The sequence below is a fragment of the Desulfogranum japonicum DSM 18378 genome, from assembly GCF_000429945.1.
GTDB classification, from domain to species: Bacteria; Desulfobacterota; Desulfobulbia; order Desulfobulbales; family Desulfobulbaceae; genus Desulfogranum; species Desulfogranum japonicum.
In genome coordinates this window covers 18,913-29,908 of sequence record NZ_AUCV01000062.1, presented here as the reverse complement: position 1 = coordinate 29,908, position 10,996 = coordinate 18,913, and the positions used below count along the sequence as shown (strand labels likewise).

The following is a 10,996-nucleotide window of genomic DNA, read 5'->3' as shown; positions in this document are numbered from 1 at the left end:
TCAACGGTATCACCATAGGTTTCATTGCAAAAAGGTGTACATATTGTACGATTGTTTCTTGGGGATGTTTTGGTCATTTATAGTACCATAGATTATCAGGGTGGTTTTGACGTGGAAATCAAATTTCCCATAATAATCAAATGGTTGTTAGCATCAAAGCATCTCCTCCCCTAAATTTGAAACAATCAGAATAATTTACTACCAATTTTAGCATTCACTGCAGGTGAAACGAATGTAGCCTCACCACTTTCTGCCTTTGGATATTGCACCCCCAGAATCAATACCTCTGAAGTAACAGGCCCCATTTTTCGTGGCGCGAAGTTTAACACTCCAAGTACCAGTCTGTCTTTGACTTCCTCAACAGGATGACAGGTAAAACGACCGAAACTGACGTATTTCCCATATTTACCAAAATCCACAACCATCCTGTAGGTTGGCTTATGTGTTCTTGTCTCAAGTTCCACTTCAACAACTCTGCCGACTCGTATGTCGAGCATTGCAAACGAATCATCATAAGAAACGACGGGTTTTATTGCCTTGACCATCTCTACTGCCTCTTCAATTTTTTTTTTCAGGGCATTATCAAAGAACTTCAGTTCTGAGGGTGCGTCATACGCGCTGTATAAAAAAAGTATGGCTGAACTTCGTTAATAATACAATTCCCGCAAGCCGTTCAACCTCTGCACGCCAACTTTCCCAGCAACTCATCGCAAAATCAGCCTTGCTTTATTTTTTGATTTATGCTCCTGTAATTAAACAAAAAAATACCCACACGAGCTTACAACCTATAAGATAAACACCATGCCGGATAAACGGAAACGAGGCAAGACGGCCTCACAAAGCCGATTCCGGTTCTGCTGTTTGCATGTATGCTGTGTTTACAGCTTCTCATCACCTCAACCATATGCTGTCTGTTTTTTTAGCAGCTTACTCTGAATATCGCTGAAAATAGTAACTCTCCAAAAATTGCGCAGGATATTGGCTCATTTTCCAGACTGGAGAAGGAGTTGAAAGACCAACAGGGATGAATACTCTATTTTTTCCGCGCCCCTTACCCTTCGTTATACGAGAAAAAGAAAATACCATGACAACATTTAACGACAACACATTGGCATCACTTTTACGAGAAGAGTTCACACTCAGATTGGTCGAACCCAATATTTTTTCGGTTCTGGCAGATGATGAAACCGGCAATGAATATGACAGCCAGTTTGGCTTGCTGTATGACTTGATAGCCTGTCATCCCATCTACAACCGTCTTATATGGGGATATTCAGTAAATATTTTTAAAAAGATTATTCATGACGCACTTCAATCCAGCTCAGAAGGATACCTGCTGGATCTAGGATGCGGCTCCCTTGCATTTACAGCTCAAGCCTACGCCCAGGGCAACAACCGACCAGTGGTGTTAGCAGATCGATCACTGAAAATGCTCAGAATGGCTAAATCAAGATTACTTAAGCTGCGTGGCAACATACCGGAAAACATAGTATTTCTTCACGCAGATGCACTTAATCTCCCATTTCAAGAGAACACCTTTACGACAATCATTTCCGAAAATCTTCTCCATTGTCTCCACGAGACCATGCCACTTCTGAATCAATTGGAAAGCATCATTGCCAAGAATGGAAAACTCTATTTTACGACGTTGGTGAAAACCGATCGATGGGCTGATAGATATTTACAGGTGCTGGCTGACAGCAATAAACTGGTTTCCAGAACTGCCAACGATCACAAAGAAATTTTCACAAAAGCCGGCTTTAACGCAACCTACCAGACAACAGGTAACCTGCTCTCCATCATATGTGAAAAATAAACAACATAACAGCTGGTTGACCGTATAAATCGTCTTTTTTATTAGGGTCGCGGAAAATAATAAATATCCAAAAAGTGCGTAGGATATCGGTTTGGTAGTATGTGTTGCAACACATGTGATACGGGAGGGTTCGCTTCAGCCTGCAAGCTGATTCTTCAGATTATAGAGAATGGTTTTGCTCCACACAATCCCTTTCGGCGTACTCAGCCAGTACAGTGCACAACAGTTCACTATCACAGTTACCCAATAGACCATACGAAAAGTGAGCTTGTGTGACTTATGTCTCAAAAATGCCTGGGCAACCGCGGCACCAGGCCACCCCCCAAGCAGGGAGCATGTATGTAATGCCTTTTCAGGTGTTCTCCAGCGCCCTGCCTGGGCAGCTCTTTTATCCTTGGCATACAATACAAATGTAAACGCGCTGATTACAACATATCCCCAAATTATGCCGTATGATACCTGCTTATTGTATAGGAGATAAAAAAGTGCGATAGCAAAAAGAAGTATAATAAGCAGGGATAGAGTCTGCTGCCTTTTTTGCCTGAAAATTTGTGTCTGCTTTTGAAGTGGAAGAACCTTGACAGCAAACGTACGCCCCTGTTCATCGGTTTTCGGCGTATACTCAACGAGCAGATCCTGTGCAGGTCGCTTATGTTTTCGGCTGTAATTGCTGATGTGAAAAAAAATATGAGCACCACCTGAACGTGGTGTTATAAAACCAAATCCTTTCTGATCTTTCCAAGCCGTTATAATGCCTTCATGTCTGTTGTTCATCGTGCACTCTTCCATGCAATGCAAAAAAAATTGCTCACAGTCCAGCTGATATATCTGCAATAAGCCTGTCTTACGTATACCCCGCCAGGCTACGACACTCTGCGTAACTGATCACATGTACCCCACGAAGTCTCCTTCTGGTCGCTTATCTCTTTGCTTGATCGCTATTTCCCCCATAGATAGCCTACCGGGGTTTTCGCTTACCTGCGAAAAACCGTGCTTGCCCAAATCTGAAGCATCTGCGACCAGTTACAACTCAGAACTAATTGAAATGTCAAGCTCTCTTGAATTCGGGTTCACCTGGAGCCAAAATTTCCTTTTGATATATTTTTTGACAGCGCTGGAAACGGTTCTTTTTCATCATTGGCCATATAATAGGGTAAAACATCAATATCTTTGCCGCCAAACGATTTCACAGTAGATGGACCTGTAACGGTCACATCATATTCATAGTATTGACCAGCACCTTACGAGGTTTGACACCGTCCGATGGCCCGACAACACCATTTTTTTCCATAAGGTCTATAATTCTGGCTGCCCGGTTATACCCCACACGTAATGCTCTCTGCACACCTGATATGGACGCCTGCCGGGTGCTCATCACAAATTCCAAAGCCTCATTATATTTTTCATCATACTCGTCCTGATTACCACCATTGAGGTCAACATCGTCGTTGCCCTGGTCTGTCAGAACATCAAAAATATAATTTGGTTTCTGCTGCTGCTTGATGAAGGTCGTAATGTCTACCAACTCATCTTCTGATAGATAGGTTCCATGTACCCTTGTCAACCGGGCTGTTCCTGGAGGTACAAAGAGCATATCCCCGTTACCCAGCAAAGTTTCAGCTCCATTGGAGTCAATAATGGTCCGTGAATCGGTCTTGGACGAAACCTGAAAAGAAATTCGGGTTGGGAAATTCGCTTTAATGATGCCTGTCAAGACATCAACCGAAGGTCGTTGCGTCGCAAGAATAAGGTGAATACCGGCAGCACGGGCCATCTGAGCCAGGCGGGTCAGAGAAAACTCGATATCCCTGGAGGCGGTCATCATCAGGTCAGCCAGCTCATCGATTATCACAACAATGTATGGTAATGGTTCGAGTTTTTCATCATTTTCATCATACAGCTCCGTTTCCGAGTCAAACAGCTTCTGATTAAATTGCTCTATATGTCTGACCTGGTATTCAGCCAGCAGATTGTACCTCCTGTCCATCTCACGAACCATCCACTGCAGGGCAGTATTGGCTTTGTTCATGTCCGTAATAACCGGTGTCAACAGGTGAGGTATATCATTGTAAAAAGAAAGCTCGATGCGCTTGGGATCAATCATTAAAAAGCGCACTTCATCAGGCGTTGCTTTGTAGAGTATGCTTGTGATCATCGCATTGAGTCCCACACTCTTTCCTGTACCTGTGGCACCTGCAATGAGAAGATGGGGCATGGAATCCAGTTCAACGACAACGGGATTGCCTACAATATCCTTGCCCAGACAAATGGGAATTCTGGAGGTACTTGTTTGGAAATCTTCCGAAGTGACGATATCAATGAACGGCACTAAGCTTTTTTGAATATTGGGTATCTCTATACCCATCACATCCTTACCAGGGATAGGGGCCACAATACGGATACTATAGGCGCTCAGGGCCAATGCAAGGTCGTCTGCAAGGTTAACAATTTTACTGATTTTGATTCCCGGATCAGGCTTGTATTCATAGGTGGTGATCACCGGCCCGGGATGAATTCCCATAACCTCGCCTTTGATGCCAAAATATCCCAATTTTTTCTCAAGGAGCTCTGCATCGGAGCGAATACGATTCTGGTCTACCTGATTTTCACTGCTCGTATTTCTCAAAAAAGAAATCAGCGGCAACTGATATTCATCTGACGAGGATTTCGCGCCATATTGTCGGTCAACCTCATCTGGATCGACCTGTTCACTCCAGTGACCGGCCTGTGGCCGAGTGGCTGTAAACGTCTCTTGCACCGTTGTTTTGGAAAAAAAACGCGGTACATCCGTTACATCCTCATAATTCTCTTCTGTCCCGGCCAGCCATTCCTGGAATGAAGAATCGTCCGGAAGGTCATTCGTGTCCCCTTCTTCTTGTTGCAGACAGTCCTCAGTATTCCCGAAGTCTTCCCTGTGTACGGCACTTGCCGGCTCAGCGGACTCCACCATATCAGCAGATGTCACAAACAGAGCATCATCTACGGATTGTAGAGAGACTTGCGGTAAGGGTGATGATTCAGGTGCGTCATCTTCTTCAGTAAGCATTGGCGAAGAATCTGAAACTGCAGCGTCTTCGCCGGTGTCCTGAGTGATAACTGTATGCGCATTTTCTGTCTTACTCGATAAAGACGGGTTGCCCGTGTCCGTTCCTACAGACGCATGCTCCTCGTTCACCTCTCCGTCAGGTAAGGGCTTATGGAGATCGCCGGCAGATTCAGAAAGATCACTGCCTTCTGCCACTGCAACGCCTGGCTGGACAGTGGAGCCTGACACAGCATGCGCAGAGGATAAGGGAACGTCAAAACCAGTGTCTGAAGTATGAACAGGTTGTCTGCTCACGGTTTCTATGAGTTGTTTGTCTGGCTCAGGCACATCCACAGGCTCCCCGGCAGTTTTATCCACCATACCTGTAAACTGACGTGATTCATCCTGGGCTGCCGGTGAGGAACTGTGTTCTTCACTGACAACCATGGGTACGGAAGAAGCGGAGCCAGAGGTTGACGGGACATCAGACACATTGCCTGTTACAGGCTCAGGTTGCCTGCCGGTGATGTCAGGCATGCTGTTTTCCGGCTCAGCACCATTACTTTGCTCTACAACTTCTTCATTCTCGGTATTTTCCGTCACTTCATCAGGTGGCGCAGGTGCTGTCAACGCCTCCTGTCTGCCAGCAACAGCGGTTTGCGCCCCTGGCCCTTGCACATCGTCTCCATGATTTGCATTGGTAACCGGAAAGCGATCAAGCATTTTTTTCGCTGCTTTCTCAAATTCACAGATAGAAGAGCCGACCTTATCTTCTACTATTCGGCTGGAAGCTACTGGCTCGGCGCTATTGCCCCTGACAAAACCATCTGCCTTGCCAGCTGCCGGAGGGTCGGCATGCACCAGGCCAGATGCCACTGAGCGAGGGGTGGCGGCCGTTGAAGTCCTCCACATATCCGGCTTTTCCGCTGTCACAGGCCTGGTAGAGGCGGTGGTCTGCCCCCCTGTTTCAATGCGTTTGATTACAATCGAGCCTTCTGTACGTATCTGCTGCTGTGGTAACAGGGATTGAGATTCAGACCGCACTTTTTCTGGTTGTGTACTGGATATTTCCGTTTTCCCATGGAGTTCTGAAGGAGATTGCGGAGGAGATCCGGCCTGAGCCGTTGGCATATCTGAGGAATTTGAAGGAGCCAACCCCGACGACAGACTGGTCGCCGTTTCTGGCCTTGCGGAATGCCTGTTTGCCTGCCCAGTCTCAGTAAAGCCCTTGTTCTCTACACCTGCTGCCTGGACAGCATGCACGCTTTTAGCTGTTCCGTACGCAGATGATATGGGAGGTGTGGAATTAGCGCCATACCTTGGTCGAGAAACCTGTCCATCATACGGAGAACGCATTCGTTCCTGTTTTGACTTTACAGGAGTATTTCTTTGTTGCTCACCATCATTTTTATACTTTGGTGGGGAATTATACACCGGTGTACGAGGAGAGGTCGCCTGTTTCAGGTCAGATTTCAGCGCTTGAAACCCTTCCATAACATGTCGAACTTCCTTGTACTTCTTCTCAAGCTTGGTGTATTTTTCACATATATTCAACGTGGCGAGCAACAACTTGGCATAGTGACTCATGTCATCTCTGCCGGAAGTTTGCTTTTCCTCAATGCCTTGCAATTCCTTGAGAATTAACGTGGCTATATCATGAACGTTTTCAAGCAGTTCAGTGCTTTCAATTTTGAATTTATACTGACCATGTCCCGTTTTCAGAACAAGAACATCCCTATCAAGACTGTATTTGTAATTAAAACCTTGTTTATAAATTCCCACGATACTGCCTGTATATAATGATATTGAGTTCGAACCGATCTGGATAACAACCTGCGCCTATCTTCATCACTCGACCAGATTTTTTACGATATACCCATGGGTATACCATAAAAGAAATGCTAAAAGGAGAGGACACCCAGGTTTTCTTTGGCTGCGCCTCGCAGGGGAGTGCTTACATCCAGTGACAACTTCTTATAGTGAATACCCGTAAGTATTCACCATTTTCTGTGATCACTTACGAACAACCTCTGCAACAAATTTCCGGTGACAGAGTTGATACGATAGATTCGGCTCGCCGGGGCAAGCGCCTGCCGCCCTCCTGAAAAACAAACGAGCAATATAACTGACATAGAATCCTCTTGCATTCTTACATGCCACGCTCTAGTCCAGCGGAATGACCGAAAAAAATCACACTGCACGGAGTTATGATTCCATAGAGATCGCGTATAGTTAAAGATATCAAGCTGATCGTATGAAAACAACTCTAAAAAACTGAAACCTGGAGTTGCATGATATTACAGCTTCCAGGGTTGAAGTTACCTACACCAGAGAGGAAGAATACGTAACGTATCTCATTACTCTCTCTTATACTCTAGCAATACTTCTTTGTGTTCTGTGCTCACTCGATAACTTTCACGACATTTTTGTATGGCTTTATGCTGGGTAGTATCGTCCAGAGAATTGTGTTGAAAAAAAGGCAGTGTTTCTTCGGGAAATTTCGCCATACACACCGAGATAAGCCAGGCATTGGCCATTTTAACGTAATAGCCTTGGTGAGAGACAGACTCTGCCAGAGAAAAAATCTCGGGCAAATACCGTTCTTCAACATAATGAGCAAGCAAAGTCACCAGGCCCGCTCGGACAACAAATTCCTTCTCCGATGTGAGCCAGCGTTTTATCACAGCCAACACCTGCTCTTTTTCATGTACAATATGCTTACAGACACAGATTGTCGAATCCACCTGAGCCCAATTGTCAACTTTATCCAAAAATCGCTCCACAAGGGGAAGGTTTTCCATGAATGGTTTATTCATATACGATAGCACCAGCCCCTCCAACAGAATCAATTCATAGATATTCTGCTTGTCGGCATGTACAAACTCAAGTGCGTCTTCTTTAGCTATCCGCTTGGCAAATTTTCTTAAAATTGGCAGCCTTACGCCCAGAGTTCTCTGCCTTGTGGGAATAATTTTTGCGTTGAATTGTTTATATTTCTCTTCCGCCAGCTCTTCCAACTCACGCAATACATCCATTACTGACCTCAAGTACATGCTCAATGTTATTACAGTGTATTTCTTCTCTACATAACCACTTACCCGGTGACAGCCTCTGACAGATGGTGAAAAAAATTCTCCTGATTTTGTTTTCTTCCATAACACGTCTATAATACGTCCATGATACAAAAGCATATTTCCCCCAGACTCTAACCCACCAGTCGGCCACAGGAAATGCCTGAATACAGCCCGAACATAGAAACCAGACATCGTACCAGGGAAGTGATATTCCTCGGCTCACTGCTGATGGGGGGATTTTGCCTGATTCTCCTGGCTCTTATGACTCTTTTTTATACCTCTCAACGTAATGACTATCTGAAACGTCAGCACGAGAGGCAAATGCACATCATCGCAGAGCAAAGCCGGCTTGTCCAAGATACCATACACGAGGTTATAGGAGATGTATTGTATTTATCACGTCAAAATGAACTGCTGCACTACCTGCGCACCAGGAATGATCGCTTAAAAGCTGAAATTGCAGCGGAATATTTTCAGTTAACTCTTTCCAAAACTAAATACGATCAGGTACGTTTCCTTGACCAGATGGGCATGGAAAAAATTCGCGTCAATTATAATAATGGCCGGCCTTTTGTTGTTTCTGCAAACGATTTGCAGAATAAATCCCAGCGACATTACTTTACCGAGACTATCCAACTTCAGCCAGGAGATATCTATATCAGCCAACTGGACCTTAATATGGAAAAAGGTGTAGTTGAGAAACCTTACAACCCGATAATCCGAATTTCCACTCCCATCTTTGACGACCTGGGCATGTGTCAAGGATGCATAGTCATCAACTTCCGAGCATCCCTGATGCTGAATGACCTTGCGCAATACAGCACCATCAACAAAAGCCAGAGCATTCTTCTAGACAGAGAGGGGTATTATATTCTCAGCCCGGACAAAACAGAAGAGTGGGGAGCACAGCTTGCTACACGAAGGCAGAAAAAATTCTTAAACTCTTTCCCTGAAGTGTGGGAAGTCATTCTTCAGGGTAACACAGGGAACCTGATCACAGCTTCAGGATTGTTCACGTTTTCGCCTTTGTATCCCTTTCAAAACCACTCCCATCAGGCCATAAATATTTCCCTGAGCAAACTTGAGCACGTAAAGGAAAAAATCAAAGGGGAGCATGGCTGGATTCTCATAAACCGGATCCCCCCGGAACATCTCAACACCTTCCTGAAAAATCTGCTCAATAAAATTGGTCTGGTCTCTACAGTGATTGCCTTATTCATTGTACCTGGAACCTGGATTCTTGCCGGGGCAATAATAAAACGAAGAGCATTCCAAAAAGAACTACTTAACCTCGCACTACATGACCCCCTGACAGGGCTCCCGAACAGAAGACTTTTTTATACCCGATTACAGGAAGGCATAGCCCACGCTCAACGCTTTCACCGTAAACTGGCTCTGCTCTACATTGATCTTGATGGTTTTAAAGAAATAAATGATACCCTTGGCCATGAAGCCGGAGATGAACTCCTGGTAAAAATAAGCGCTCTTTTGGCTGAAAATCTTCGTATGTCAGATACGGTTGCCCGCCTGGGGGGAGATGAGTTCGCCTGTATACTCCAGGAAGTTAATGCAAAGGAAGGCGCTTTTCAGGCCGCCAGAAACCTGCAGGCCAATATCGTCCAGCCTCTTGCCATTGCATCCGGTATTGTGGACATTGGAGCCAGTATCGGAATTGCGGTCTACCCTGATCATGCATCAGATGTTGACCCCCTTGTACAGCTTGCCGATGCAGCCATGTACATTTCAAAGGCAAGTGATACCGAGAAATGTACCATGGCTTCAGCCCATTCCGAACTCTCTGCCTGAACCTGCAATGATCTGCCGCCTGCATTCACCCAATACTCTGAAGCCATACTTCTTTTATTGCTACATATTAGAATACCAATGCTGCGCTGAGTCAGGGGCAGCAGAAGGGCCAATGCTTGCTTTTTTGCACTCATCCAGGGCATAGATATCAGCCCAAACCGGATGCAGATACAATAAAAAAACCCCTCCTTTCAGGACAATGAAGGGAGGGGTGGAATCTCTATAAAATATACATTACTTCAAGACAATTCCCGCCTGTTTTGCGGCATCTGCAATATGCGCAACAAAGATGGCTGCGAATTTATTGTTAATTCCCAGGCCTTCCAACACGGGCTCAACTTCATACCCTTCCTTGGTAAGAATGGATTTCCAGGAATCCTCTTCCTCGCCGGCCATATCGTTGACAGCATGATCGCCTGCAACAATCATGAAAGGCTTCAGCACAATCTTTTTACTGCTTGCATGGGTCAGCCGTGCTTTAAGATCTTCCACACTGGGCATACCCTCGACAACGCCGATATATGTTTTTACCTCCGGATACATGGTTCGCATCACCTTTTCAGTCTCAGCATAGATTCCGGTAGACCAATGCTCATTACCGTGTCCCATGTACACCAGGGAGGCACCAGCTGCTTTTGCCGCTTCTACATCTGCCGCAAGTGTCTCACAGGCAGCATGCACATCGTCATGATAAGAATACACATCACCAGGCATACCCAGTGCAGGCCGCCCCATGACCATTTTATTGATTGGTTTCCATTTTGCTTTCATGGTGCGAATGGATGCCATCGCCTGTACATACTGGTTCAGGTCGTGGGATTGCTCCATGAAGAACATATGCGTTGGCTGTACAATGATATTTGTATAGCCGTCTTCCAGCAGATCTCCTACTGTAGCAATGAAGTTCTTAACATACAGCACGTCCTCCGGAACCCCTTGATCCAGCCACTTCTGGGATTCTGCCTGCCGTTCTTTCCAGACCGAACGAATGATGTTTGAGGTAAAAGTGAGGCGTACTTCCGTTCCGGGATAGGCTGCTTTAACAACATCAACAATATTGGTGATGGATTTGACAGCTTCGGGAACCGTTGTACCAAAGCTGGCGAGAATAATGGCGTTTTTACCGTTATCAGCTTTACTCTTTGAAGCAGATACATTGGCGCATCCCACCGAAAGCAGCAATACGGTAAGAAGGGACAGCAAGACGTGTAACCGGTTTTTCATGACCTTTCTCCTGTTTACATCGGCCTGAAAAAGTACATTCCAGACCATTAC

Annotated in this window: 6 protein-coding genes and 1 pseudogene; 2 read left to right on the top strand and 5 right to left on the bottom strand. The window is 45.4% G+C overall.

From position 1 onward, the window contains the following. Positions 1-185: 185 nt before the first annotated feature. Positions 186-545, bottom strand: a complete 360-nt coding sequence (locus tag G493_RS0120620) for a t-RNA-binding domain-containing protein (RefSeq protein WP_028581905.1) — start codon at positions 543-545, stop codon at positions 186-188. Between the two features lie 539 nt (positions 546-1,084). On the opposite strand from G493_RS0120620, the gene G493_RS0120615 reads away from it, so the two are divergent. Then, positions 1,085-1,816 carry a class I SAM-dependent methyltransferase gene (locus G493_RS0120615; protein ID WP_161629865.1) on the top strand — a complete coding sequence of 244 codons (732 nt, stop codon included), beginning with the start codon at positions 1,085-1,087 and terminating at the stop codon, positions 1,814-1,816. 135 nt (positions 1,817-1,951) lie between these two features. Here the strand turns inward: G493_RS0120615 and G493_RS30465 are convergent, their stop codons facing one another. The 3 genes and pseudogenes from G493_RS30465 to G493_RS0120595 all read right to left on the bottom strand — a co-directional run bounded on the left by G493_RS30465 (position 1,952) and on the right by G493_RS0120595 (position 7,876). Next, complete coding sequence (locus tag G493_RS30465; protein ID WP_035275427.1) at positions 1,952-2,590, bottom strand: DUF1294 domain-containing protein; 639 nt, start codon at positions 2,588-2,590, stop codon at positions 1,952-1,954. A gap of 436 nt (positions 2,591-3,026) precedes the next feature. Further along, a pseudogene (locus G493_RS34900) lies at positions 3,027-4,481 on the bottom strand (DNA translocase FtsK); the annotation flags it as partial. Between the two features lie 2,717 nt (positions 4,482-7,198). Beyond that, positions 7,199-7,876, bottom strand: coding sequence for a DNA alkylation repair protein (locus tag G493_RS0120595; protein ID WP_051309693.1), 678 nt, complete (start codon positions 7,874-7,876; stop codon positions 7,199-7,201). 195 nt (positions 7,877-8,071) lie between these two features. On the opposite strand from G493_RS0120595, the gene G493_RS0120590 reads away from it, so the two are divergent. After that, positions 8,072-9,721, top strand: coding sequence for a sensor domain-containing diguanylate cyclase (locus tag G493_RS0120590; RefSeq protein WP_028581902.1), 1,650 nt, complete (start codon positions 8,072-8,074; stop codon positions 9,719-9,721). A 234-nt stretch (positions 9,722-9,955) separates the two neighbouring features. Here the strand turns inward: G493_RS0120590 and G493_RS0120580 are convergent, their stop codons facing one another. Further along, on the bottom strand, positions 9,956-10,945 hold the full coding sequence (locus G493_RS0120580) for a sirohydrochlorin cobaltochelatase (RefSeq protein ID WP_028581901.1): 990 nt from the start codon (positions 10,943-10,945) through the stop codon (positions 9,956-9,958). Positions 10,946-10,996: the final 51 nt, after the last annotated feature.

Excerpts from the sequence above, each read along its gene's own strand:
- G493_RS0120620 (WP_028581905.1), bottom strand. The coding sequence starts at position 545 with ATGGTCAAGGCAATAAAACCCGTCGTTTCTTATGATGATTCGTTTGCA.
- G493_RS0120615 (WP_161629865.1), top strand. The coding sequence starts at position 1,085 with ATGACAACATTTAACGACAACACATTGGCATCACTTTTACGAGAAGAG.
- G493_RS30465 (WP_035275427.1), bottom strand. The coding sequence starts at position 2,590 with ATGAACAACAGACATGAAGGCATTATAACGGCTTGGAAAGATCAGAAA.
- G493_RS0120595 (WP_051309693.1), bottom strand. The coding sequence starts at position 7,876 with ATGGATGTATTGCGTGAGTTGGAAGAGCTGGCGGAAGAGAAATATAAA.
- G493_RS0120590 (WP_028581902.1), top strand. The coding sequence starts at position 8,072 with ATGCCTGAATACAGCCCGAACATAGAAACCAGACATCGTACCAGGGAA.
- G493_RS0120580 (WP_028581901.1), bottom strand. The coding sequence starts at position 10,945 with ATGAAAAACCGGTTACACGTCTTGCTGTCCCTTCTTACCGTATTGCTG.